Raw genomic sequence first — 23985 nt, forward strand, 5'->3', positions numbered from 1 at the left:
CGAGCGGATCCGCTCGGCGAGTTCGGCATCCCAGAGGCGGGAGCGCGCAGGAAGCCGGTCACGTCGTAGCGGGCTCGATATAGCCGCGCTCGCGCCACCGCTTGTAGGAGGCGATGGCGGCGTCGACGTCGGGTGAGAGCGAGGCGGCGTGCGTGGTTTGCGGCCGCTGGGCGTCAAGGTGTGGGAGGGAACAGACACCCTGCCCAGTCGGCTCAGCGTGAACACCACGTGCCTGGCCCTGGGGGGGATGCCGCCATGGACTGGGCGTCCGCGACCAGCGGCGGCCGTTGACCGATCCGCTGCTCTGCGGCTCGCCTGGTGGGGCAGTCCAGGGGGCTTTCCGTTCGACCGGGACCTCACCCTTGACTCCGGCGCCGAATCTTGACTGTTGTCGCGTTTGCTCGCCTAACCGGATCACTTCTTGCGACAAGGCCGAGGATGCTCAAGATCGCCCGTCGTCGGGAATGATAAGCCTCATTGGACGTCCTGCACGTCCAGCCGATCATGTGATTAGAAGGAGTGGAAATGGCGGAGCGGCAGTCCGGCATCGTGAAGTGGTTCAACGACGAGAAGGGGTTCGGCTTCATCACCCCCGAAAGCGGTCCGGACCTCTTCGTGCACTTCAGGGCGATCCAGGGGAGCGGTTTCAAGTCGCTCAAGGAAGGCCAGAAGGTGACCTTCGTCGCGGTGCAAGGCCAGAAGGGTATGCAGGCGGACGAGGTCATCGCGGAGGGCTGAAACTCAATCAGGGGAAGCGTCTGCTATTAGCGAGCGCGCGCATCCACGACGGTGCGTTCTCCGCGAGCGTAGACCCTCACCGTCCTCCTCCGCGCCGGCGAGCTGGCTGTCCACCGTGAAGTTCATCGTGCAGACCTCGCAGCAGCCGACGAACTCCAGCCGCGAGCTGATCTACGACGGACTGCGCGCCACCGCATCGCCGGAGTCAGAGGATGTCGGCCACGAGCCCGGCAAGCCGAAGGGGAGCCTGGGCAAGCCGCCGTACGGCGGCTTGCCCAGCCCGTTCGAGTTGCGCTTTTAACAGGTCATCTCATTTCCCTTGATCGATAGTCTGCCGGTGTGGGGATCGTTGAGCGGCCCGTGCCGGATGAGTTGTGGGAGTTGTTCCAGCGGGTCGGCGCCGGAGGCGCCGACCCGTCCGCAGGGTGGTGGCCGGCGTCGGCACGGGGACCGGGAAGTGCTGGCCGGGTCCGTCGGGAGCCACAGCCCACCGGCGGTTTACGGAGTGGTCACCACCAGGCGCTGCTCATGGTCGTCACCGAGCTGGAGCGGATCACTGCCGACCCGGCCGGGGCGGCCGGGAAGGTGTGGCAGCGGCTTGGCAGGGATGAGTGGCAGACGCTGGGCGAGGCCTGGACAACCCGGACGGCGATCGACCTGTACGTCGTGCAGTGGGAGGAAGCCAAGCGGCGCCAGGCGGAGCGTGAGGCCGCAGAGCGGGAGGCGCAGCGGCCGGTGTACACGGCTGCGGCATGAAGTTCACCGACGAACGCTGGCAGCTGGTGAAGCGGTCCTCGTGGCCGGGGAAGTGGGACGACCTGTGCGAGCCGTGCGCGACGGAGGCCGCCGACCGCGCAGCGTGTCGCGCGCCGCCAAGCGGAGGAAGTCGAACGTGTGGCGGCCGAAGCGCCGGCCGTGAAGCCCCGCAGCCGGTTCGCCAGCGGCCGCCGCCGGTAACCGGGCGGCTTTTGCCTCCGGCCGGACAGGCAGCCCGATCACGTTGCCGCAGACCAGCTTGGCGGAGTCGTTGACGGTGTAGGACTCCTCGGTGCCGCCGCCGCGCTGCTAACGGTGGCGGCACAGGCTTACCGGCGAAGGCGACAGGCGAGTCGGTGTGCCCGACGTTCAGTCTGGTCCGCAGCGCAGGCAGGCGCCAGCGGGACACGGCCGAATGACCCAAGGGGGCATGTAACTGGCTCCAACAAAAGCGGTTTGATCATGTGACTGTCGGCTTGATCGTTCGTTGATGTGGTCATGGGGAAGCGTCAGTCGCGGCCGTGGATCGTGTCGGACGAACTGTGGTCGCTGATCGAGCCGTTACTGCCCGAGCCGCCGCCGAAGCAGGTGGAGGGACGGCCTCGGGTGCCCGGCCGGCAGGCCCTGTGCGGCATCCTGTTCGTCCTGCACACCGGCATCCAGTGGGAGTACCCGCCCCAGGAACTCGGCTTCGGCTCGGGCATGACCTGCTGACGCCGCCTCGCGGCCTGCAACGAAGCCGGCGTGTGGGACCAGCTCCACCAACTGCTGCTGAACAAGCTGCGGTCGAAGAACCAGCTGGACTGGTCGCGGGCGGTGATCGACTCCTCCCACGTCCGGGCCGCACGCAGGGGCCCAAAAGCGGCCCCAGCCCGGTCGACCGCGCACGACCAGGCAGCAAACACCACATCATCACCGATGGCCAGGGCGTCCCGCTCGCGGTGTCGCTGACCGGCGGACACCGCAACGACGTCACGCAACTGCTGCCCCTGTTGGACAAGATCCCAGCGGTCGCGGGGAGGGTCGGCCGGCCCCGACGCCGTCCAGACATGCTCTTCGCCGACCGCGGCTACGACCACGACAAGTACCGCCGGCTCCTGGGACAGCGCGGGATCCGGCCGGTGATCGCCGAACGAGGCCAGCCCCACGGCACCGGTCTGGGCACCTTCCGCTGGGTAGTCGAGCGGACGATCTCCTGGCTGCACGGCTTCCGCCGCCTGTGCATCCGCTGGGAAGGACGCGACGACATCCACGAGGCATTCCTCGGCCTCGCCGTCTGCCTGATCACCCACCGACACGTTCACAGGCTTTGTTAGGGCCAGTTAGAGAGCGTCTGATCACTGTTCAGGCCGTTGTGGCGGTCATGTCCGTTTCGATTCGCCAGGTTGGTGCGGATTCTCCAGTCAGTTCGCGGGACATTTTGTTAGCCATAGCCCAATGGATCATTGCCCGGGATCTGTGGGGCAGGGCTTCGTAGTCGCGGGCCAGGCGGCGGTGCTGCATCAGCCAGCCGAAGGTCCGCTCGATCACCCGCCGTTTGGGAAGCGGCTCGAACCCCTTGGCTCGAGGTCGCTGCACTACCTCCACGTCGATGCCGAGCAGGGCGCCGTGGTTGAAGATGCTGTTCTGGTATCCGCCGTCGGCCCAGACCTTGGACACACTGGGATGGTTCGCTGCCAGGTCGTCGAGCAGGAGCTTGCCGCCGGTGGTGTCGTGCACGTTCGCGGCGGTGATGAGGACGGCCAGCCCCAGGCCGAGTGTGTCCGTGATGAGATGCCGTTCGCGTCCTTTGATCTTCTTGCCGGCGTCGATGCCCTGGCTGGTCTCGGGCACGTTTGCCGAGGTCTTCACGCTCTGGGCGTCGACCACGGCCGCGGTCGGCTCGGCACTGCGGCCGTGGGCCCGGCGGGTCTTGTCGCGTAACAGGTCGTGGACCTGCTGGGTGGTGCCGTCGGCTTCCCACTTCGCGTAGTAGTCGTAGACGGTCTTGTAGGGCGGGAAGTCGTGAGGCAGGTACTCCCACGGGATGCCGATGCGGTTGACGTACAGGATCGCGTTGACGATCTCCCGCAGGTCGTGCACCCGGGCCGCCGTCCCCGGACCGGTCCGTCTCGCCCGCCGAGCGGTGAAGACCGGCTCGATCAGAGCCCAGCGGGCATCGGACACATCACTGCGGTACGGACGGCGACCACTCACGCATCATGCAACGACCGCCAACGCCACCAGTCACAAAATCATCCCAGAACACCAGCTACCTAGATCAGATGCTCTCCTACGCCGTGTCCGCCCTGGAACCGATCTAGGAGTGAATCCTGTGAGTTTCCTGACAGGCGAGGAAGGACTCGGAAGACTGGAACCAGCAACTCGTCTAAGAAAGGGCGGTCTGTGAGCTCCACCATCGAGATCGTCGGCGGGCGACTGTCGCCTGCCGATCTGAAAGCTGCGCTGGCCCCCCACATCGACGGTGTTGAGATACGGCTCGACGTCGACGAACGTAACAGCCCGTATCGCGGAGGGCCCGGGACGGAGTTACTGGTGGCGTACATCGGTGGCGGGGCGGCGGCTCTCTCCGCCCTGATCACCGGGGTGTTCGCGCTGCTGGCCGCGCGCCAGGGCCAGGAGCGCGCGGCCAACGGCGAGAGCGCGAAGATCGTTCTCCACGGCGCCGACGGCAGCAGCGTCGAGTGTCCGGCCGACGCTACTCGCGAAGAACTCGACCACTTGGTCGAGCTGGCCCGCAGGCTCGGCAGTTCGACCATCGAACTCCCGTGACGGACGCCGCGCCCAGCCTGCTCTGGGCCGACAAGGTGACTGTACGCCGCTCTGTGCCTCTCCTCGATCCGGTGCTCGGGCCGGCCGAGCGTCCGGCCGAGCCACCGGATCCCGCGGAGATCCGCCAGTTGCTGGACCGCCTTTTCGCCGCGCGGGACGGCGAGACGCTGGAACTGCTCGGCGACCGGCTGACGGAGTGGTTGCACCGGACCGAATCCCTGCGCGAACGCCCATACGAGCGGCGCGAGTTCGCGTCCCTGACCCAGGCCGCGTACATGCAGGCATGCCTGTGCCGGGAGGGCCTCATGTCCCGGGTGGGGCCCAAGGTGATGGCTCTGGGGATGTTGTGGGCGAAGCTCGACGAGTCGGAAACACGAGCGGCTGAGACGGGACCCGCTGAGACCCGCACCGCACGCGGTGCGCCAGACGCCTCGGCCATGGCCGACTCCGTGGTCGACGAGCTCGTCCCGCTGCTGGCCGGGCCCGCCCTGCTGCGGCAGCCCGACGGGTCGACACTGCTCCACCTGGGGGTATTGGTCCCCCGGTTGTTCGACCTCATCGATGCGTCTCTGGAGCGGAATACCCATCTCGCGCTGGCCGTGGCCGACTGGGTGGGCCGGCAGCTCCGGCAGCCCGACCGGCCGGAGCCGCCCGAGGCGCTGCGGGCGGCTCGTGCCCGGGACCTGGAGGAGCGGTGCCAGCGCCGCATGACCGAGGTGGAGGACCGGCTGGGCCTGACCGCGGTCGCCCTGGACGCCGCCGAGCGAGCCGCATACCGGACGATGTACGTCCTGCACCGACCCGAGGACGCCCGACGGCTCGCACACCGATGTCTGCAAGCGGGAGACCGGTTGCTCACCGTGCCGGACGGCACCTCTGACCAGCGGCTGGACCTCCTCAACCGTCTCTTCAAGGTGAGTCGCCTGACCGGCGACGTAACCGTGGTGATGGAGCGGTCCGAGCAACTGCAACGGCACGTGCGCGCGCGAGGTCTGCGGCACGAACGCGCGGAGCGCTGGGTGGACGCGGCCGACTCCTACTCCAACCTCGCCTACCGCTACTTCACGGCCGCCGAATACACCGGGGTGTCGCGGATGTACCAACTCGCCGTCTACTTCTTCGACAAGGCGGACGTGCTGCGCGCCCGGGCTCCGGACCCGGTGCCGGTCACCGGCACCGGAGTGGAACCGGGCTACCGGCTCTACGAGAGCGAGGGCTTCGTCTACGGCGCGTCCGCGCGGCTCGCCGGATCGGTGACGGCCGCGGAGCTGTACGAGCGGGCCGCGTCGGCACACGACCGGGCGGCCCGGATGACGTTCCAGTCACAAGGCCTGTTCAGCCTGTACAAGGTGGCTGGCCACTTCTTCAACGCCCATGCCGCGCTGACCCGTTGCATCCGGTCCGCGGACTTCCCGACCTGCCTTGGTCTGCTCGGCGAGGCGGCTGGGAACCTGCGCAGCGCCATCGATGTCACGCAGAGCGCCTTCCCCCTCTACGAGGCCACAGTCGTCCGTCTCGCCCAGGGGGAGGCGGACCCCTGCACCGCGGCCATGGTGCGCGGGCTCGGCCACAACCTGCACCCCGACGGCGAGCGGGTCGCGGTTACCGCGCGCACCGCCGCCGCCACCCTCGCTGAGGGTGACCTGCCCGCGTTCCGCGACGCGGTGCAAGAGCTTTCCCGCCTTTTCATCTTCCTGCACGCACTGGGATGAGGATTAGGAACCCATGCCCCAAGAGCCGTTGTTTCCCCGCCTGTTCCTGCACGAGGACGTCTCCCCCATCCCGCTGCTGAAGGCGCCGAACGGGATCGGCATGCCCGACTCGGACCTCCCGGTCCGCATCGGGGACTTCCGCGCCACTTTCGACGGTCCGGACCTGACACCCAGTATCGAGTGGGGGGACAGCTGGACGACCTGGAAGGGGGCGGTCGAGGAGTCGTTCCGGACCGAGTTCCTCCGCGTCCTGGAGTACGCCCGCCCACTCGCGGCCCGGGCCCGCGTCGCCGCCCGCGACACCCCCGACGCCCCCGGCGCGGACGTGACCTTCGAGCAACCGCGCATCGCCTCCAGTCGGGAGGGGGCCTCGCGGGCGGGCGGTCACCGGCTACGCAGCGCCCTTGCCGACGCCGTACGCGCCTCCGGCCGTCAGCCCAGTCCGTTCGGTTCGCAGGTCACCGACCTGGAGCACTGGTCGGCGATCGTCGACGCGCTTTTCTCCAGGCTGCCGCCTGCCTCTGACGAGGTCCTAGCGGTGACGTACGACTTCCTGCCGGTGCTCGCCGAGTGGCTGCGGGTCGACGCGGTTGCCTCCAGCGGCGGGCGGCACCTGATCCGTGCGGATCTCGGCCTGCCCGCCGAGGCGGACGCGTACCGTGGGGCGGCCGCGCTCCTGCCGTCCGCCGTCCGGAACACGCTCGCCCGGCTCGCCGGAAGCCGGAGCGAGGGTCAGGACCGGCTGGCCGCGCAGCGGGGCGTGACCCGTGCCGTGTCCGCCCTCCAGGACGACTTCCCGCGCGGAGCGGGACGGGTGGAGCTGGGCGTCGTGTTCGCCGAGCACCCGAGCGGGCCCGGCTTTATCGTGCCGGCGGTCGGACTGCGCGTTCCGCCGCCCCGCGACGGCCATCCCCTCCGGCTGACGGACGGCACCGTCGTGCACCTGCCCGCGCCACCGTGGACCATGGGCTGGAGTTGGGACCCACGCGGTGGTGGGAAGAAGCCGCGCCGTGGCTGGAGGCGCCGCAGTGGCTGACCTGTGGGCGCGGGCCCATGAACGGATCAGCGCCGGAGACCATGCCACCGCGGCCTGGCTGCTGGAGCAGCTGGACAAACCCGGGGCGGATCTCGCCGACGTGGTCAACATCGACCTCGCCCGCTGCCGACTGGCCGCCGTCTCCGAAGACCACCGCGCCCTCTTCGCACCGGCGCTGGCCCGGATCGCCGAGCGGACCGATGTCGACGGCGACCTCATGCTCGCCCCCACCTGGCATTTCTACCGCGTCACCGGCGACCTGCTGACGTACGGCGCGACGACGGCCGAGCACGTCGGGGAGTGCGCCGAGGCGATCGGGCGCCTGGGCGTCGAGGCGGAGAACGTCGAAATTCTCACAAAGCTGCTGGTGAACCTGCACGCCTACGGCCAAGAAAGCCTGGCGGGTCCGCTCCACCGATGGGCGGCGCGTCTGGAAGTGCCCGGACACACGCACTGGGAAACCTGGCACGAGCTGGCGCACGGACTGCGGAGCACCGGCGCCGGGGTCGAGGCCGAACGGATCTGCACAGCCATCCTCGACGCCGCACCCGATGGCCGTACGCGCGTCGGAGCCGCCGTCACCCTGAGCCTCCACCTGGCGGCCGAGCGGCGCCACGACGAGGCCCGTGTGCTGCTGACCGAGGCGCTGGGGACAGCCGTCCGTGAAGGGTGGACCGACCTCGCGGACATCGCCCGAAACAACCTGATGGCGACCCATCTCGAATCCGGCCGGACTGAACGGCTGGAAAGCGACGTACGCGCATGGCTCGCCGACATCGACGCGGCCCGCGGCGCGCCGCCCGCCGTCCACGTAGCCCTCAGAACCTCCCGCGCCCTGCGCGCCGCGGGCCGGGACATGCTTGCCCTCGACGTGCTCGCCCTGTACGCGGACTGGGACTGGTCGAAGGAGTCGGACACCGACCAACTCGTATGGCTGGAAGCCATCGTGGACGTCTTCCGGACCCTGTCCGACGATGCCGCGGCGGCGGACCTCAGCCTGCGCGCGATCGGCATCGACGAGCGTCTGTCCCGGTCGACCGTCGCCCGGTTCGACCGGCACGACTACGACCGGATTGGCCGTGCTTACGACCTCCTGGTGACGTTCCACGCCGACCTGGAGCGATTCGATGCCTCCACCGGATCCCAGGCGCTCTTCTACGCCGAAGCCGCGAAGGAGGCGGCATTCTCCCGCGCCCTGCCGGGCATGGCGGGTGCCCCGATGCGGGACGACGTCGCGAGGGAGGCGAGAGCCCTGGTGACAGAGCTGGCCCAGCTGGAAACGGCGGCCGAGAACCGCCTGCGGGGGGACCTGGCCATGACGCCGACCGGCGGGCGGCGGGGCGAGCCGGCCGACACGGTGGACACCCGGGCCGGTCACGCCCCGCACTCGTACTCCCGGCAGGAGCCGGCGGGCAGCGGTACTCAGGCGGCCGGACGGGGTGCGGAGGACATCGGCACCAAGCCGGGACGCACCTCGCGGAACCACGACACCGGAGGCACCGGGCACGGTCGCGCGGACGCCGATGCCCGAGGCGCAGGCCGTCCGTCGGACCGGATCCGGATTACCCCTCCGTATGCCAACGAACAGGAACGTGAGCGTCGGGGCGCCGTGATCCGGCAGAGGCTGCGGGAGCTGCGCCGGACGCCGGGCGGACCCGGTCCGCGCGTCGGCTCGTTTCTCAGCGCCGAGCCGCGGGATCTGGCAGGGGCACCGTGGCCCGAGGGCACCATAGGCCTCGCGCAGCGGCTCGATCGCGCCGAGAGTGAGCTGGTGACGTATCTCGTGGGCGCCCACGGCTTCGCCCACCGCAGTGGCGCGGACGTCAATCCGGCCGTGCTCGACGCCTTGCTGGCCGTCCTCAGCCAGACCCCGGAGGATGAGCTCGACTACATCACCGGGCGGCTGACCGACCTGCTACTGCCCGCCGCCGTCCGGGACGCGCTCGACGCCCACGGAGCCGACACACTGCTCGTCTCCGGCGACGCAACGACGCAGACCGTGCCCTGGGAGGCGCTCGGCACCGGTGGCGACCGGCTCGGGCTGCGGTTCTCGTTGAGCCGGACGCCCTCCCTGCTACGCGGCGCGGCCCTGCTCGCCGCCCCGGCGAACCCGGCCGTCGAGCGGGCTCTCGTGGTCGCCAACCCGACCGGCGACCTTCCGTCGGCGGCGGCTGAGGGCGCGATGCTGCACCACCTGCTCACCGCGCGCGGTGTGAAAACGACCTTGCTGCCCGCGTGCACGCGCGACGCGTTCCTCGCCGAGCTGTCCCACCACACGCTGGTCCACTTCGCCGGCCACACGAACTACCTCCGTACCGACCCGGCCTCCAGCCACTTCCTCCTGGCCGACGGGCCGCTCACGGCCGACGAACTTGCGCGGGTCCCCGTACACCCGGGCGCGCTGTTCGTCCTGGGGTCGTGCGAGTCGGCGCAGTCCGGGCAGGAGTCCGGCTTCGGGAACTCCTTCGGGATCGGCGCGGTCCTCCTACTCAAGGGCGCCGCCGCCGTCGTCGGCAGCAACTGGTCGGCCGACGACGCCCGCAGCCTCGCCCAGAACGAGTGCCTGTACGCGCATCTGCTCGCTGGGCGGACGGTGAGCGAAGCGCTGAAAACCACGCGCCGGGACCTCCACCAACGGGGTGACCCGACCTCGTCCTGGGCGCTGTTCACAGCGATGGGGGACCCGTTCGCCCGGCTCCGTACCGCGCCGACCGGTACCGCTCCCTGATGGTGGGCCCCGACAAGGCCAAGGAGCGCACCCCCTGGCTGGGCTTCAACCGCGTCGGCGGTGGCCTGAGGGTGGTAGATGTTCACGCCGTCGAAGTCGAGCGTGCGGTGGCGCTGTGCGGGCAGCGCGCATATCGGACAGGGGCGGTGCCGGGCGTGTGCTCGGCTCGCCCGGCAGCGGAGGAATAGCAGCGAAGGATGCAAACGACATGACGTTCACACGCTGGGAGGACCGGTCCGTCATCGTGACCGGAGGTACGCGGGGGATCGGGCTCGGTATCGCCGAACTCTTCGCCCGGCAGGGCGCCGCCGTGTTGCTCACAGGCCGCAACGAGGAGACGGCCCGCGAAGCAGCGGACGGCCTCGCCCAGGTCACCGGCGGGCGGGTCGCGGGCATGGGCGTGGACGTGCGGCGGCCGGGAGAGATTGAGAAGATGGCAGCCGAGGCCGAACGGCAGTACGGCGGAATTGATGTGCTATGCGCCAACGCCGGTATCTTCCCGGAACGTCCGCTGCGTGAGCTGACGGCTGAGGACGTGGACGAGGTATTGGACGTCAATCTCCGGGGGTCCATCCTGTCAGTACGGGCCTGTCTGCCCGCAATGGAACGAGCTGGCCGCGGCCGGATCGTCCTGACCTCCTCAATCACCGGCCCAATGACTGGCTACGCGGGGTGGTCCCACTACGGGGCCAGCAAGGCAGGGCAGCTGGGCTTTCTACGCGGGGCGGCTCTGGAGTTGGCGCCGTACGGCATCACGGTCAATGCCGTCCTGCCCGGGAACGTGCGTACTGAGGGGCTGACCGGCCTCGGACCGGACTACCTACGCCGGATGACCGACTCCATTCCGCTGGGACGGCTCGGGAAGACCGCCGACATCGCACACGCGGTCCTCTTTCTCGCCTCCGATGAAGCCTCCTTTATCACTGGCCAGTCCCTCACCGTCGACGGAGGCCAGACCCTCCCCGAGTGCCTGGACGCCTTAGCTATCGCCGCCAACCCCTGACCTTGGCCGGGGAACCGCGCGCTGGGACGTGCCCCATCGCGACCGGGTACGTGCGCTGAGCGTGCACGCAGGCGAGCAGGGGATCCGCCGGAGGTTGCCCGGGAGCTCGGGGTGAGTCCAGAGCCTCCGCCCGACTGGTACCGCCGGGCGGAGGTGGAACGAAGCGAAGGGCGACCCGGCGAGCTGACCAGCGCAGAGTGTGAGGAGCTGAAGCGGCTGCGGAAGCGGAACGCCGAGAAGGCGAAGACGATCGAGGCGCTGTGAAAAGCCGCGTTTTCTTCGCGAATGAGAGCGATCGATGGCGACCCGGTCGGTCAGGAAGTGGCAGATGGTACGGCGCGTACGGGGGCAGCGACTCGGCCAGGTCCTGGTCGGCTTTTGGAGCGGTTGCTGCGAGCGCTGACCGCGATCAGCGAACGCTCGTCGCCCAGGTCGTTGGCGTAGGCCTCACGCTCAGCGGCCGACAATGCCGAGGCGCCGGAGTCCCAGGCCGCCGGCGGACGACCGGGCGCCCCCCTTGTCTACGACCGGGAGATCCCTGCCGAGGGTCTGCGCTGGCGTGACCTGCACCGCTGGTGGCAGGACACCCACGGGTTCGACAGCGAGAGTGACGCCTGTGAAGATCTTTACCAGCGGCTCCTCAGGAGCCTGCCAGGCAACTCACCTGGTCAGAGGAATCTCTTCACGGCCTACCGTACGGCTCGCCCATTCTGCGCGGATGACCTTGCTCTCCTGCCCGAGGTATGGCTGCACTGGGATCCCAAGACCGTCAAGGAACGCGGCCCCGAAGCGTTGCTGCGTTCCCGCATGGACTTCCTTCTGCTGCTGCCGTTCGGGCAGCGTGTCGTCCTGGAGGTCGACGGAGTGCAGCACTACACGCGTGACAACGGCCGTACTCCCGACACCGCCAAATACGCGGATATGGTCGCCGCCGACCGGGATCTCAAGCTCAGGGGGTACGAGGTCTTCCGCTTCGGCCACGATGAACTGAAACGGCCCGAGGACGCCAAGAAGCTTCTACTCCAGTTCATCCCGGACATGTTCCGCCGCTTCAGAGTCAGACTCTGATGCCACAGTAGAGACGCCGCACCCACAGCTCCGGCGGAACCTCGGCTGCTATCGGCCGCGTGGGGCAGCTGCCTGGGTCTCCGCCAGGACGATGCCGGTCGCTGGGTCTCGATGCACCGGGCCGTGCAGGCACCAACCGGTGTCACCGGCCGTTAGTCAGCCTCCGATCCACGGGGTGTCGGTGGCCTCCAACTCGCACCCGGCGAGCGGGCCGCCCGCGAATCGAACGATCACCGCGGTACCTCCATCTGGCGGGAGCGTCCCGCCTCACCCCTTGGTGGGGCTCAGTGCCCAGCGGACAGCACCGGGGTGCCGGCGACTTCCCGTCCACCGGAAGTCGGCTGCGGCGTCGCTGCCGGTGGCCAGTCGCACGTCGGCGGTCTGCTGCTTGTTCCGCACCGGGGAAAAGAGCACCCGAATGGCGACGTCGATGACCGCGTCGGCGTCTGTGTCGACGCCGGACTCGTGGACGGATTCGTGGTCGAATCTTGATCAACTCGTCCTTCGCGTTGGGCGTACTGCCCTTCTTCTTGCCGCCGGTCTTCGCCTTCGGTGCCTTCGGCATCCGCTGGACGGACGCTGTACGGGTCGTCGCCTGCCGCGCCGAGGCCCACTGGACCGCCCCGTCCGCACCGGCATGCGTGGCCGGCCGGGGCGCGCTCATGACGCGCCGCGCGTTCGCCTCCGCCTCCCGTTCGAAGCGGTCCGACGGGTCCGACACCCGCAGCCCCGAGCCGTTGTCGGTGCCAGAGACCGGCCCCTGCCGCTGCTGGATCACATGGGTCAGCTCGTGCGCCAGCGTCTCCTTGTCCCGGCCGCCTTCCCCGAGGACGACGTGACTGCCCGACGTGTACGCGCGGGCGCCGATCTCCGACGCAGAGTCCTTGGCCGAACGGTCGTCAAGCGGGCCCCGGCCGCGTGCTCGCCAGGGCCTGCTGCGTTCGGTGGATACGGTTCAGCCGCAGCAGTCGCAGCCAGGTCGGCAACTGCATGCGTCGCTCTGCTCGGCACCAGCCGGGAGTACCGCTGCGGCCGGGGTCGCGCAGCAGCCCTTGCCTCGCCAGGCGTCGCGGCCTTCCTTGATGGCGATGGCGGCGATGACGAGGGCGGCGATGGGGTCGGCCCAGGACCAGCCGAGGGTGGCGTTGAGGACCAGGCCGGCCAGGAGCACGGCGGACAGGTACGTGCACAGGAGTGTCTGCTTGGAGTCGGCGACCGCGCTGGCGGAGCCGAGTTCGCGGCCGGCCTTGCGCTGGACGGCGGACAGGAACGGCATGATCGCCAGCGACAGGGCGGCGATGGCGATGCCGGGGATTGAGCGTTCGGCCTCGCCGGTGCCGGCCAGTGCGCGGACGGCGTCGACGGTGACGTACGCGGCGAGCGCGAAGAATGACACCGCGATGATCCGCAGGGTGCGCTGTTCGCGTGCCTCGCGTACGGCGTGGTCGGAGGCGGAGAACTGCCAGGCGACCGCGGCGGCGGAGGAGACCTCGATGATCGAGTCGAAGCCGAAGCCGATCAGCGCGGTGGAGGAGGCGATCGTCCCGGCGGTGATCGCGACGACCGCCTCGATCATGTTGTACGTGATGGTGGCTGCGACCAGCAGCCGTATCCGCTTGGCGAGGACGTCGCGGCGGGCCGGGGAGGGACCTATGCCGATGGATATCTCCGCGGTCATCAGCAGCAGTCCTTCTCGTCCGCGTCGAGCCACGTCTTGTCGGCTTCAACGGCGACCAAGGCGGTGCGCAGATCGTCCAGCGCGTGCCCGAGACGTTCGTCGGCGAGCTCGTAGCGAGTACGCCGGCCCACGGGAACTGAGACGACCAGTCCGCAGTCGCGCAGGCACGCCAGGTGGTTCGACAGCCGGGTCCGGGAGATCTCCAGGGCGTCGGCCAAGTCGGCGGGGTGCGCCGGGGCCTCACGCAGGGCGAGGAGGATCCGGCAGCGGATCGGGTCGGCGAGGGCGCGGCCGAACCGCGCCAGCACCTCGATGTCAGCAGCGAGAGTCAGCACCCCCACCACAGTACATGGATAGCTGAATTCACAAGAGCCTGCACTGTTGGATGCCGCCTTCACAGCAGTCCAACTTCGATGGCAATCGGTCCAGGTTCTCTGTCACAGGACAGTGACGGTTGCTGATAGTTGGCGGACGACCGGAGGAATCCCGCAGGTGACGAGTGTGTGGTCGAACGCAGTTGGCAAGTTTGGTCGACCATAGTTGGCGAGCCCATCGCCGTTCCCGTCACAGGGTCAGAGGTCGGCTGACAGCGGCCATGCGGGGCGAGCGGACAGGTAGCTCAGTGTGATCTCAGGGCTTCTGCTTGCGTACGCGGCTCGGCGACCGCTCCGTTGTTCATGGCGGTGAAGTCGGCGTGGGCCTGTTCGACGGCTTCGGGATATGCCTCGCGCTTGGCGTGGCCGGCGAGCGCCCGGCAGATGCTGGCAACGGAGGGGTTCTGGCCCTTGCGCTTGCCGGTGGGGATGATCAGGTCGGGCTGGATCTGCTCGACGGACTCGCCGCCCGCGCGGCGGCGGAGTCAAAGCAGTGATCTTCAGTGATCGAGTGCCCGGCTGTCGGTTGGCGACCGGAAGCAGCCTGCTGAAGGTGTTTCGCGTGGCCACCTGGCGGTCCGCGGGAGGGCCCTGGGGTTGGTGCGTCAGTCCGAGGCGCCGCTGCGCCGGGCGTAGGCGCGGGCGGCGCGGGCACGGTCGCCGCAGCGTGTGGAGCACCAGTGGCGCCGGCCGTGGGTGCGCAGGAGGAACCGGTCGCAGGGGGCTGATCCGCAGGCGGCGAGGATGTCGGCGTCGGGACCGGTGAGCAGGTCGGCGGCGTCGGCGGCGAGGGTCGCCAGTGCGTGGTTGACGGCCTGGTCGGTGGGGTGTGCCTGGATGCGGCGCAGCCCCCGGGCCCCGTCCCAGGCGAGGAGGGGGGCGGTGGGCACGGCTGTGAGGGCCTCGTTCACGGCGTGCAGGGATTCCTGGGGCGGGGTGGTGGTGTCGACGCGGGCGGCGAACAGGGTGCGGATGTGGGCGCGCAGGGTGCGCATCCGCTGTGCGCACACCTCGTACAGGTGCACGTCCGGGGTGGTCAGGTCGTGGGCGGCGAGCCAGCGCATGGCGGATTCCGGGGCGGCGAGCAGGTCGTAGCTCTGGCTGGCGGGCAGGGTGGCGGCGGTGTCGGCGAAGTCCAGGGAGCGGTACCGGTCGGCACCCGGCGCCGGGGGCAGAGCGGTCGGTGCCACGTCGGTGGCCAGGGTGTCGTCCATGCCTCTCATGGTAGTGCTTGCGTTTTTCCGTGATGCCTGCCTAGCCTAAAATCACGTTAACCTCAGGTTTTTTTCGTGAGAAACGGAGACGTGATGTCCCAGCTCAAGGCCAACCAGTTCCCGGTCCGCACGTTCGGCGGTCCGACCGCCCTGTTCGAGTACGGCGGCCTGCGCTTCCTGACCGACCCGACCTTCGACGGCCCCGGCGACTACACCTCGCCCGGTGGCCCGACCCTCACCAAGACCGCCCCCTCCACCGCCGCGCCCGCCGACCTCGGCCCCATCGACGTGGTCCTGCTCTCCCACGACGAGCACGCCGACAACCTCGACACCTCCGGCCGCGCCCTGCTCGCCGCCGTCCCCCTCACCCTCACCACCCCCGGCGGCGGCAAGCGCCTCGGGGCGAAGGCCAAGGGCCTGGCCGACTGGGAGTCGACCGAGCTGGAGCGCCCGGGCGGCGGCACCATCACTGTGACCGGGGTCCCTGCCATCCACGGCCCCGGCGCGCGTGAGGAGATCGAGCCCTTCACCGGCCAGGTCGTCGGCTTCGTCCTGACGGGCGAGGGCCTGCCGACGGTCTACGTCAGCGGCGACAACGCCTCGTTCGACGCGGTCAGGGAGATCGCCGACCGCTTCGCCCCGATCGACACCGCCCTCCTGTTCGCTGGCGCCCCCCGCTTCCCCATGCTCTTCGACGGCCGACCGGTCGTCCTGGACAGCGCCCAGGCGGCCGAGGCCACCCGCATCCTTGACGCCCGCCGTGTCGTCCCGGTCCACCACGACAGCTGGGCCCACTTCACCGAGGGCCGCGACGAGCTGGAGGCAGCCTTCGCCGCCGCGGGCCTGACCGACCGCCTGGACCAGGACTGGACGCAGCGCGCCTGAGCCCAGACCCCCACTCAGGAACCGAGACGTCGTGCCGGCGTCGGGGCCCGCAACACACCGAGCCCTGACCCCGGCAGCGACCCTTCGCGGCGTCCCCTGCGCCGTGCCAGAACGACAGAGAAGGACCCGATCACATGTCCACCGGAACCAACGTCGGCCTCGTGCACCGCTTCTACCAGGCCCTTCAGCAGGGCGACTACGACACGCTCACCGGCATGTTCCACCCGGACTTCGTCTTCTACCCTCAGATCGACAGCCCCCGGCCCGGTGCCGCAGGGTTCATCGACGCGGAGAAGAAGCACGTCGACGCCTTTTCCGGCATCCGCCTGACGGTCCTCGACACCGTCGCCGAAGCCGACAAGGTCGGCGCCTACGTCGTGGTCGAAGGAGACCAGGGCGGCGACTACTACGGCATCCCCCCGCGCGGAGCGCACGTACGTTTTTCCATGTTCAACCTGTTCACGTTCAAGGACGGGAAGATCATCGAGAAGCGGGCCCACTACAACCTGGCCGACATCATGGACCAGCTCACGGCCGGCTCCGCCGCCTGACGACACGGGCCTCGACAGGACCACGCCCTGCGCCCCTCCACCGCCGTACACCGACGGCACCCGCCTGGAGCGAAACGCTCCAACTGCCCGCACGCTTCGGCGCGGGCACGAACAGATCGCGGGTCCTGCGGTAGAGCTGCCAGCCGGCGTGGGTGTTCCGCCGTGGCTGCTTGGCGGCGAACAACCTTGCCCGGACGGCAGGATCGAGGTCTTCCATCACGCGTTCTCCTTCGGCTGTGCGACCTCGTCCTCGTCGGGAGGCAGGAGGAACAGGCGCCGGTTGCGCAACGACGTGCCCAGCCGCGGCGGCACTGTGTCCGCGGACTCCGGCCGGATCGCTGCCTCACGACGATGGCGCCGGTCGGCATCGACAGCCTCGGTGACGGTGCGGGCCTGCTCGGGCAAGCGCGTCACCTCGTGCGCAGGCGGGTCCGCGGACCCCCGATCGGCAGCGGTGGCCTGGCTCTGGGCGGTCCGGCACGAGTGCGTCCGGTGCTCGCGCTTGGTCAGCTGTGTTGGCCACTGCTCGACCGGGATGGCCGACCCCAGCAGCTCGAGCAGGACGGGCAGCAGCTCGGCGTCCGTGCGGGGGGGGTGCCCCTATGTCTTTGGTCAAGGGAAACGGGGGTGCGCTGGGTCGGTGAGGCGGGCAGCATGGCCGGGTGGCTGATCTTTTGTGGGATGACGTGAAGTGCTTCTTCGACCCGGACTTGATGGGGTCGTTGCCGGACATGCGTGTCCCGAATGCCTCGGTGCAGGACTGGCAGGCGGTCCTCGACCTGGTCGCGGAGAAGGGCTGGAAGTGCCAGTACTCCGAGGGAGAAGCGGTGCTTCCGGTGCCCCGGGCGGAGGTCGTGCTGTCCCGCCCGGCGGACGCCGAGTGCCCGAACCTGCGGGTCTGGCCGACGGCCGATGTGCTGGCGATCTTCCGGTTCTATGCCGACGACGAAGTCGACTTCGACGTCGACCTGCGGGAGTTGCAGGGCCAGGAGCGACTTGATGTGTTCTGCGGCTTCCTCCGGGAGATCGGAAGGCGGCTGAACAAGCCCGTGCTGATGGACCCGGAAGGCGACCATGGCCATCCAGTGCTCGGCTTCGATGTCGAGGCCGATCGAGTCGTTCTCCTCGCAGACCCGCAGGTCAGGTGACTGCGGCCGACGATTGCGGTTCATAGAAGGTTCCGTCACGGAGCATCGCGAACAGGACGTCGGCCCGGCGTCGGGCGAGGCAGAGCAGGGCCTGGGTGTGGTGCTTGCCCTGGGCGATCTTCTTGTCGTAATAGGCCCGGGACGCGGGGTCGCCCAGGGCGGCGAACGCGGAGAGGAAGAAAGCCCTTTTGAGCTGCTTGTTTCCTCTCCTGGAGGGCTGTTCGCCGCGGATCGAGGAGCCCGAGCTCCGGGTGGCCGGGGCGAGACCGGCGTAGGCGGCGAGGTGGCCGGCGGTCGGGAAGGTCCTGCCGTCGCCGACCTCAATCAGGATCCGTGCTCCGGTCCTGACGCCGACTCCCGGCATCGACGTCAGGACCTTCGAAAGAGGGTGGGCCTCCAGCAGTTCCTCGATCCGCCCGGCCAGCAGCTTGCGCTGGTCGAGCACGGCCGCCAGGGAGGCGACCAGGCTCGGGACGATCAGGGCGGCCGCCTCGGTCCCCGGAACGGTCACGGTCTGCTCGTCCAGCGCGGCGAAGATGTCCTCGACCAGACGCTCGGCCATCCTGGGTGCCTTCGGCCGCAGCAGCGTGACCAGCCGCCGCCTCCCCGCCTTGCGGATCTGGGCCGGTGACCCGAACCGTTCCAGCAGCGTCAGGACGGCCGGGTGCTGCAACCGCGGCCCCAGCACCCGTTCCAGCGACGGGTGGATCTGGGTCAGCAGGCCATGCAGCCGGTTCGCGACCCGGGTCGCCTCACCAGCCAGGTCGTCGTCGAAGCCGACGATCATCTCCAGCTCGGCGATCGTCTCGTCCTCGCCGTCGATCGCCCGCAGCGTATGCGGCATCGCGCGGGCCGCGTCCGCGATGATGAACGCGTCCCTCGCGTCCGTCTTGGCCTCGCCAGGGTAGAGGTCAGCGATCCGCCGCATCGTCAGCCCCGGCAGATAGGCGACCGGACAGCCCATGTCCCGCGCAACGGCCAGCGGCAGGGCGCCGATCGAGGTCGGCTGGTCGACCACGACCAGCACCGTTCCGTGCTTGGCCTGGAGTTTTGCGAACAGCTCGCGGAGCTTGGGTTCGGTGTTGGGCAGGCGCTTGTCGAAGGCTTTCTTGCCGGCCGGGGTGACGGCGGTGGCGTGGTGTTCGCCCTTGCCGACGTCCAGGCCGAGGAAGACGTCGATGTCGCCGGTGTCGATCACGTGCAGGCCCCTCCATCACGTTCACGTCCGGCCTTGCCTGGGCACCGAGCTGCCACATCCACGTTACGGAGAGCTCTTCCGGCCTTGGGTGAAGCCGGTGCTCAAGCCCCTCATCAGCGGTCCGTCGATGCCTCCGGACCCGGTGACACCACCCCCCGGATCATGAACAACAAGGGGGGAAGTCATGCCGGACCTGAAGGCCGGAGGCCCCATTGCGGAGCCACGAAAAAGGTAACGGGGGGGCCAGCCTGCGTCGGCGGAGCTCGCCGAGCAGGGCTTCGGCGGTCTTGTCGGAGAAGGCCGGCACCTCGCCCTCCGGTGGGAGCCCGGTCCAGCGCAGGGGGTGCCAGACGTCGGGTCGGCCGGGTCCTGAAGGAAGACCGTGCGGCGGTCGCGGCGGTCGGAGCGGGAGCAGAAAACCTCGTCGAGCGGCCCATTCGACCGGTCCACTCCGGTGGGCGCTGCCCGGCATTTCCAGCACTGTGTGCGTTCGGGTGATCTGGATGGCGCGCTGGACTGCTTCGACCCGGATTCGATTTACGTCACCGGGCCTGGTGCGTATGTGCGTGGCCTGGAGGAATTCCGTACTGCGGTCTCGGCTTCATCTGCGGGCGCATCGCTGGGCTGGTCTGGCCGCCGGGGACATCGTCGCCTGGGTGGATAAATGGACCATCAAGGCGACCTTGCCGACGGCACGATGCTGGACATGAGCGGTGTGTCGTCCGACGTGCTGCGCCGCCGCCCGGACGGCACCTTCATCTACCTGGTCGACAATCCCTACGGCCACCAGTACCTCGACGCCTGAGTGCTCCATAGCCCTTGCCGGGCGGGTGGAGAGGAGCGTGTGGCCCACGCCGGTGGCCGCCGCGCATTGCAGGGCCCGCAGGAGGTAGCGGGCTCGTGGTATGCGTTCGGTCAGGGCAGCAGGATGGCCTTTCCCGTGGTCGCGGCAGTTGTCGAGGTTGCCGATGCAGCAGAAGGAGCCGCCGGGGCGTACGTTGCTGCCAAGCTCAGCCCCGCCCCGTTCGTACTCCGCACTGGTATGGGTCAGTAGCCCGGGAACATACCCAGGAAAGCGCCGATGGCTACGGTGATGACACCGCCTTCGACGCCGAGTCCGAAGAGGAGGAGAGCCACGGTGAGGGCTGCGTCCCCAGCCGTGCTGGACCGCGCCTCGCAAACGATCGCGACGTGCGGTTTGTCCTGATGGTAGGCGACTTGGACGGTCGGGGCGCCGCTCCTGGTGTACACGCTGCGGCTCACCCCGTGCAGGTCCGTGTACGCATACGTCCCGAACCTGCCACCCAGGACGCGCGCGTTGCCGACTCTCTCTGCCTTCACGGTGATGCCGTTCCGGGGCAGGTACCACTGGCGGTACACACTGTCCGCCCCCATGGCGCCGAACGCGATACTTCCCGCCCCGAAGGAGGGGCCGACCAGCAGGATCACGAGCGCGAGGCTCCACTCCCCGTGGATCCCGACGGCGAGTGACAGGGCGAAGTGGAACAGGCCGACGGCGAACGCCCAGATCTTTCGCCTGCGCTTTCGCCGCTCTTCAGCGGACTTAGTCAAGGCACGGGCGGTGACCAGAGTCGAGCCGTCGACCGCATCGGCCTCCTCGGTGCACATAGTCAGCGCCGCGTTGACGGCGTCGACGAACAGGGCCACGGCGGCTTCGCTCACATCGTCGACGCGGTGCACGGCAGGCGCCGTCCCGGCTGGGGCGGTGAGCTCGACGGTGACGGCCCGCCCTTCCGAGCGAATGCGCCGGATCGCCCGGAGGGGGATCCGAAGCTCCTCGGTCGCCCGGCGCAACACCAGCGCATCGTCGTCGAATTGGAGCAGGGTGCCGCCGGAACTGCGCAGGACTGGTATAGGCGATACGATCGACATGTGCCTGATCGTATGGGCTCGACGGGGATGACCGGGAGAGCCCAGGAGACTTGAGGCAGCCGACTGGACGACCCGGTGCTGCGCTGGTGCCCCAGCCGGCTCCAGGCCGATCGGTCCTTTGCAGTCGTCGATTGAGTGCGGCAGGTCATCCTGCGGATGCGGCCGGACCAACGGCATCGGCCGTGATCGTCCAAACCGGGTCCGCAGCCGGCCTGTCCGACCGAGCTCGATGAGCTGGTCGTGAATATCGTTGTCGCGACAGTACGTGACGCCGTCGATGCCGTGGGCCCACGGGTGGGAGATCCGCTTGGTGTCGAGGACGTACATGAGAGCACAGTCGTGTTGGTGACGGGCTGGCCAACGAGGCTTACTGGTCCTAACAAAGCCTTTGGACGTGTCGGTGGGTGATCAGGCAGACGGCGAGGCCGAGGAATGCCTCGTGGATGTCGTCGCGTCCTTCCCAGCGGATGCACAGGCGGCGGAAGCCGTGCAGCCAGGAGATCGTCCGCTCGACTACCCAGCGGAAGGTGCCCAGGCCGGTGCCGTGGGGCTGGCCGCGTTCGGCGATCACCGGCCGGATCCCGCGCTGTCGCAGGAGTCGACGGTACTTGTCGTGGTCGTAGCCGCGGTCGGCGAAGAGCATGTCTGGACGGCGTCGGGGCCGGCCGACCCTCCCCGCGACCGCTGGGATCTTGTCCAACAGGGGCAGCAGTTGCGTGACGTCGTTGCGGTGTCCGCCGGTCAGCGACACCGCGAGCGGGACGCCCTGCCCATCGGTGATGATGTGATGCTTGATGCCTGGTCGTGCGCGGTCGACCGGGCTGGGTCCGCTTTTGGGCCCCTGCGTGCGGCCCGGACGTGGGAGGAGTCGATCACCGCCCGCGACCAGTCCAGCTGGTTCTTCGACCGCAGCTTGTTCAGCAGCAGCTGGTGAAGCTGGTCCCACACGCCGGCTTCGTTCCAGGCCGCGAGGCGGCGTCAGCAGGTCATGCCCGAGCCGAAGCCGAGTTCCTGGGGCAGGTACTCCCACTGGATGCCGGTGTGCAGGACGAACAGGATGCCGCACAGGGCCTGCCGGTCGGGCACCCGAGGCCGTCCCTCCACCTGCTTCGGCGGCGGCTCGGGCAGTAACGGCTCGATCAGCGACCACAGTTCGTCCGACACGATCCACGGCCGCGACTGACGCTTCCCCATGACCACATCAACGAACGATCAAGCCGACAGTCACATGATCAAACCGCTTTTGTTAGAGCCAGTTAGCCCCAGGTCCTGCTGGCCGGTTCCTTGATGGTGCGGTTGATCCGGTTGAAGAAGTTGGTCAGCGCGATCTCCAGGTTGATCGTGCCGATCTGCTCCTCGGTGAAGTGGGCGTTGACCTCTTCCCAGATCTCGTCGGTGACGCCCGGCGCATCGTCCTGCAGACGGGTTGCGGCCTCGGCCAGCGCCAGTGCCGCGCGCTCCGCATCGGTGTAGAACGGCGCCTCGCGCCACGCTGCGACGTTGTGCAGCCGCTCGTCGGTGTCACCGGCCTTCTTCCCGCCGGCAACACTGGCGTAGACGCACGCCGAGCAGCTGTTGATCTGGCTGGCGCGCAGGTGGACCAGTGCGAGCAGCTTCGGGTCGACGCCGCCGGCGGTGATCGCCTTCTCGAGGTGTTGGATCGCGGTCCACACATCGGTGTTGGTCGTGTTCTTGTTCTTGAGCCGGTTTTCCATGGGGGAGTGCTCTCCTTCATCGGGTTACGTTGCGGCGCCTGTGCGCGTCATCCCTATGACGGAGCAGCTTCCACGGAGGTAACAACATGGCCGGCACCCATCCCGCGGACCCGATCGTCGATGTCTTCGAGTCCCACCGTGACCGGCTCCGCGCCGTCGCCTACCGGATGCTCGGATCACATGCGGACGCGGAAGACGTGGTCCAAGAGGCATGGCTGCGTCTCTCCCGCCAGGACACCGACACCATCGACAACCTCGGCGGCTGGCTGACCACCGTGGTCGGCCGCATCAGCCTCGATGTCCTGCGGTCGGGCCGGACGCGTCCAGAAGTCTCTATCGACGACCAGCTACCCGAATTCACCGTGACGCTCGACGACGCTCCCGCTCCGGAAGACCTCGCGGCAATCGGGGACTCCGTCGGCCTCGCGCTCCTCACGGTCCTCGACTCGCTGCGCCCTGACGAACGACTGGCGTTCGTGCTGCACGACGTGTTCGCCGTGCCCTTTGCGGAGATCGGCACCATTCTCGGCAAATCCGCCGACGCGACCAAAATGCTTGCCAGCCGTGCCCGCAGGAAGGTACAGGCCGCCCAGCAGCCGGCAAGCGCCGGACGACAGCAACGCGAGGTGGTGCAAGCCTTCCTGGCCGCAGCCCGCGACGGCCGGTTCGAGCAGCTGCTGCAGGTTCTCCACCCCGAAGTGAAGTTCACCGTCCACACCCCGAACGGCACGTTCGTCACGCTCGGGGCCACCGAAGTCGCCACCCGCGCGCGAGTGGCCGGCAGCGCGGCACGAGGACGTGCGGCGACCGTCAACGGCCGCCCCGGCGTCCTCTCCTGGAGCGAGGACGGCACCCCGCTTTCCCTCCTCGCCTTCACCGTCGCCGACGGCCACATCACCGAGATCACCGCTGTGGTCGACCCGGCCAAACTCGCGCTCATGGACCTGCCGGACCCGGTGTGACTCCCTACCGGCGAAGGCAGCGCGTACTCAAAATGGTCCCCGCTTGGTCCGCAGAGACGTCGAATCTCATCCTCTGAGAAAGCCTCAGTAGTTCGGAGAAGCGGGACAACGCGCCATGTCGCCGGTGCGCAGAGCCCGCTACTCGGCACGAACCGGCGAGCTGCTGGAGGCGTGCTGGGGCGACCTCTGCTGTGGTGTCCGCGCTACGGGTTGAGGCAGGTTGCAGGGCAGCCGCGGCGGATACAGCACTCGCAAACGCCTGACCGAGATCCGCACCCACTGGTGGTCCACGGCCGCCGACCCGGACGCCTTCAAGCCAGTCGACTCCTACACCCTGGTCGCCGCTCTGGGTGATCGTCAGCTCAGGTGCCCGGGTGAAGACGGCGCCTGGCTGCAGCGCCCTAGGCCCTGTCTGACAAAGGATCTTGGTTGGGTTCGCGGAGCCAGAGGATGAGTGAGGCGACGTGGATGCCGGCCTTGTAGCGGGCGGCGACTTTGTCGAAGCGGGTGGCGATCGCGCGGAACTGCTTGAGGCGGTTGAAGCAGCGTTCGAC

General features: G+C 68.9%; 25 protein-coding genes and 4 pseudogenes. 17 read left to right on the forward strand and 12 right to left on the reverse strand.

The annotated features are described in order from the left end of the window. Positions 1-525 precede the first annotated feature (525 nt). The 4 genes and pseudogenes from CCN42_RS26855 to CCN42_RS26870 all read left to right on the forward strand — a co-directional run bounded on the left by CCN42_RS26855 (position 526) and on the right by CCN42_RS26870 (position 2810). Complete coding sequence (locus CCN42_RS26855; protein WP_086739470.1) at positions 526-738, forward strand: cold-shock protein; 213 nt, start codon at positions 526-528, stop codon at positions 736-738. A 115-nt stretch (positions 739-853) separates the two neighbouring features. Further along, positions 854-1039, forward strand: a complete 186-nt coding sequence (locus CCN42_RS26860) for a hypothetical protein (RefSeq protein ID WP_086739471.1) — start codon at positions 854-856, stop codon at positions 1037-1039. A gap of 227 nt (positions 1040-1266) precedes the next feature. Then, positions 1267-1494 carry a hypothetical protein gene (locus CCN42_RS42715; protein WP_086739473.1) on the forward strand — a complete coding sequence of 76 codons (228 nt, stop codon included), beginning with the start codon at positions 1267-1269 and terminating at the stop codon, positions 1492-1494. A 498-nt stretch (positions 1495-1992) separates the two neighbouring features. Further along, a pseudogene (locus tag CCN42_RS26870) lies at positions 1993-2810 on the forward strand (IS5 family transposase). 28 nt (positions 2811-2838) lie between these two features. Here the strand turns inward: CCN42_RS26870 and CCN42_RS26875 are convergent. Then, a complete protein-coding gene (locus CCN42_RS26875) occupies positions 2839-3690 on the reverse strand; it encodes an IS5 family transposase (protein ID WP_086739475.1) in 852 nt (283 codons plus the stop codon). Between the two features lie 189 nt (positions 3691-3879). Here CCN42_RS26875 and CCN42_RS26880 point away from each other — a divergent pair, with 189 nt between their 5' ends. From CCN42_RS26880 to CCN42_RS42720, 6 genes are all read left to right on the forward strand, one after another. Next, complete coding sequence (locus CCN42_RS26880; protein ID WP_086739476.1) at positions 3880-4266, forward strand: hypothetical protein; 387 nt, start codon at positions 3880-3882, stop codon at positions 4264-4266. Next, on the forward strand, positions 4263-5978 hold the full coding sequence (locus tag CCN42_RS26885; RefSeq protein ID WP_086739478.1) for a hypothetical protein: 1716 nt from the start codon (positions 4263-4265) through the stop codon (positions 5976-5978). Before CCN42_RS26880 ends, CCN42_RS26885 begins: the two co-directional genes overlap by 4 nt. Positions 5979-5991: 13 nt before the next feature. Further along, on the forward strand, positions 5992-7014 hold the full coding sequence (locus tag CCN42_RS26890; protein WP_086739480.1) for a hypothetical protein: 1023 nt from the start codon (positions 5992-5994) through the stop codon (positions 7012-7014). Next, positions 7007-9742 (forward strand): CHAT domain-containing protein, encoded by a 2736-nt coding sequence (locus CCN42_RS26895; protein ID WP_086739482.1) that lies wholly within the window; start codon positions 7007-7009, stop codon positions 9740-9742. Before CCN42_RS26890 ends, CCN42_RS26895 begins: the two co-directional genes overlap by 8 nt. Positions 9743-9950: 208 nt before the next feature. Then, positions 9951-10745 (forward strand): 3-oxoacyl-ACP reductase FabG, encoded by a 795-nt coding sequence (gene fabG, locus CCN42_RS26900; RefSeq protein WP_086739483.1) that lies wholly within the window; start codon positions 9951-9953, stop codon positions 10743-10745. Between the two features lie 111 nt (positions 10746-10856). Next, the gene (locus tag CCN42_RS42720) at positions 10857-11009 is read left to right on the forward strand and encodes a hypothetical protein (protein WP_158102131.1); all 153 of its coding nucleotides are present in this window, start codon (positions 10857-10859) and stop codon (positions 11007-11009) included. Between the two features lie 67 nt (positions 11010-11076). Here the strand turns inward: CCN42_RS42720 and CCN42_RS44800 are convergent. Next, a pseudogene (locus CCN42_RS44800) lies at positions 11077-11236 on the reverse strand (HNH endonuclease); the annotation flags it as partial. A 316-nt stretch (positions 11237-11552) separates the two neighbouring features. Between CCN42_RS44800 and CCN42_RS26910 the strand changes: the two are divergent. Next, positions 11553-11813 carry a DUF559 domain-containing protein gene (locus CCN42_RS26910; protein WP_086739485.1) on the forward strand — a complete coding sequence of 87 codons (261 nt, stop codon included), beginning with the start codon at positions 11553-11555 and terminating at the stop codon, positions 11811-11813. A gap of 142 nt (positions 11814-11955) precedes the next feature. Here CCN42_RS26910 and CCN42_RS46215 read toward each other — a convergent pair whose 3' ends face one another. From CCN42_RS46215 to CCN42_RS26930, 3 genes are all read right to left on the reverse strand, one after another. Then, positions 11956-12681 (reverse strand): eCIS core domain-containing protein, encoded by a 726-nt coding sequence (locus tag CCN42_RS46215; protein ID WP_422641191.1) that lies wholly within the window; start codon positions 12679-12681, stop codon positions 11956-11958. Between the two features lie 87 nt (positions 12682-12768). Further along, entirely contained in the window at positions 12769-13491 is a 723-nt protein-coding gene (locus tag CCN42_RS26925) for a cation efflux transmembrane domain-containing protein (protein WP_086739486.1), read from the reverse strand. Beyond that, positions 13491-13826 (reverse strand): ArsR/SmtB family transcription factor, encoded by a 336-nt coding sequence (locus CCN42_RS26930; protein ID WP_086739504.1) that lies wholly within the window; start codon positions 13824-13826, stop codon positions 13491-13493. Before CCN42_RS26930 ends, CCN42_RS26925 begins: the two co-directional genes overlap by 1 nt. Before the next feature lie 359 nt (positions 13827-14185). Here CCN42_RS26930 and CCN42_RS42725 point away from each other — a divergent pair, with 359 nt between their 5' ends. Beyond that, positions 14186-14362 (forward strand): hypothetical protein, encoded by a 177-nt coding sequence (locus tag CCN42_RS42725; RefSeq protein WP_158102132.1) that lies wholly within the window; start codon positions 14186-14188, stop codon positions 14360-14362. A gap of 108 nt (positions 14363-14470) precedes the next feature. Here the strand turns inward: CCN42_RS42725 and CCN42_RS26940 are convergent, their stop codons facing one another. After that, positions 14471-15079: an ABATE domain-containing protein gene (locus CCN42_RS26940; RefSeq protein WP_086739488.1), complete on the reverse strand. Its 609-nt coding sequence runs from the start codon at positions 15077-15079 to the stop codon at positions 14471-14473. A 93-nt stretch (positions 15080-15172) separates the two neighbouring features. Here CCN42_RS26940 and CCN42_RS26945 point away from each other — a divergent pair, with 93 nt between their 5' ends. Beyond that, a complete protein-coding gene (locus CCN42_RS26945) occupies positions 15173-15964 on the forward strand; it encodes an MBL fold metallo-hydrolase (RefSeq protein WP_086739489.1) in 792 nt (263 codons plus the stop codon). 134 nt (positions 15965-16098) lie between these two features. Beyond that, complete coding sequence (locus CCN42_RS26950) at positions 16099-16515, forward strand: ester cyclase (RefSeq protein WP_086739491.1); 417 nt, start codon at positions 16099-16101, stop codon at positions 16513-16515. Positions 16516-16731: 216 nt separating this feature from the next. Here the strand turns inward: CCN42_RS26950 and CCN42_RS26955 are convergent, their stop codons facing one another. Beyond that, positions 16732-16920, reverse strand: coding sequence for a hypothetical protein (locus CCN42_RS26955; protein WP_086739492.1), 189 nt, complete (start codon positions 16918-16920; stop codon positions 16732-16734). A 257-nt stretch (positions 16921-17177) separates the two neighbouring features. On the opposite strand from CCN42_RS26955, the gene CCN42_RS26960 reads away from it, so the two are divergent. Next, positions 17178-17663 (forward strand): hypothetical protein, encoded by a 486-nt coding sequence (locus CCN42_RS26960; RefSeq protein ID WP_086739494.1) that lies wholly within the window; start codon positions 17178-17180, stop codon positions 17661-17663. On the opposite strand, the gene CCN42_RS26965 is transcribed toward CCN42_RS26960, so the two are convergent. Beyond that, on the reverse strand, positions 17656-18861 hold the full coding sequence (locus CCN42_RS26965) for an IS110 family RNA-guided transposase (RefSeq protein WP_086739496.1): 1206 nt from the start codon (positions 18859-18861) through the stop codon (positions 17656-17658). The genes CCN42_RS26960 and CCN42_RS26965 overlap by 8 nt on opposite strands. Before the next feature lie 664 nt (positions 18862-19525). Here CCN42_RS26965 and CCN42_RS42730 point away from each other — a divergent pair. After that, positions 19526-19666 carry a hypothetical protein gene (locus CCN42_RS42730; protein WP_158102133.1) on the forward strand — a complete coding sequence of 47 codons (141 nt, stop codon included), beginning with the start codon at positions 19526-19528 and terminating at the stop codon, positions 19664-19666. A 242-nt stretch (positions 19667-19908) separates the two neighbouring features. Here the strand turns inward: CCN42_RS42730 and CCN42_RS26970 are convergent, their stop codons facing one another. From CCN42_RS26970 to CCN42_RS26980, 3 genes and pseudogenes are all read right to left on the reverse strand, one after another. Further along, complete coding sequence (locus tag CCN42_RS26970) at positions 19909-20754, reverse strand: hypothetical protein (protein ID WP_143662019.1); 846 nt, start codon at positions 20752-20754, stop codon at positions 19909-19911. A gap of 376 nt (positions 20755-21130) precedes the next feature. Beyond that, positions 21131-21948: pseudogene (locus tag CCN42_RS26975) on the reverse strand (IS5 family transposase). 62 nt (positions 21949-22010) lie between these two features. Continuing rightward, on the reverse strand, positions 22011-22469 hold the full coding sequence (locus tag CCN42_RS26980; protein WP_086739500.1) for a carboxymuconolactone decarboxylase family protein: 459 nt from the start codon (positions 22467-22469) through the stop codon (positions 22011-22013). A gap of 86 nt (positions 22470-22555) precedes the next feature. Here CCN42_RS26980 and CCN42_RS26985 point away from each other — a divergent pair, with 86 nt between their 5' ends. Then, entirely contained in the window at positions 22556-23431 is an 876-nt protein-coding gene (locus CCN42_RS26985) for a sigma-70 family RNA polymerase sigma factor (RefSeq protein ID WP_086739502.1), read from the forward strand. A 401-nt stretch (positions 23432-23832) separates the two neighbouring features. Here the strand turns inward: CCN42_RS26985 and CCN42_RS26990 are convergent. After that, positions 23833-23985: pseudogene (locus CCN42_RS26990) on the reverse strand (IS5/IS1182 family transposase); the annotation flags it as partial.

Source organism: Streptomyces glaucescens, from assembly GCF_002154375.1.
GTDB lineage: Bacteria > Actinomycetota > Actinomycetes > Streptomycetales > Streptomycetaceae > Streptomyces > Streptomyces glaucescens.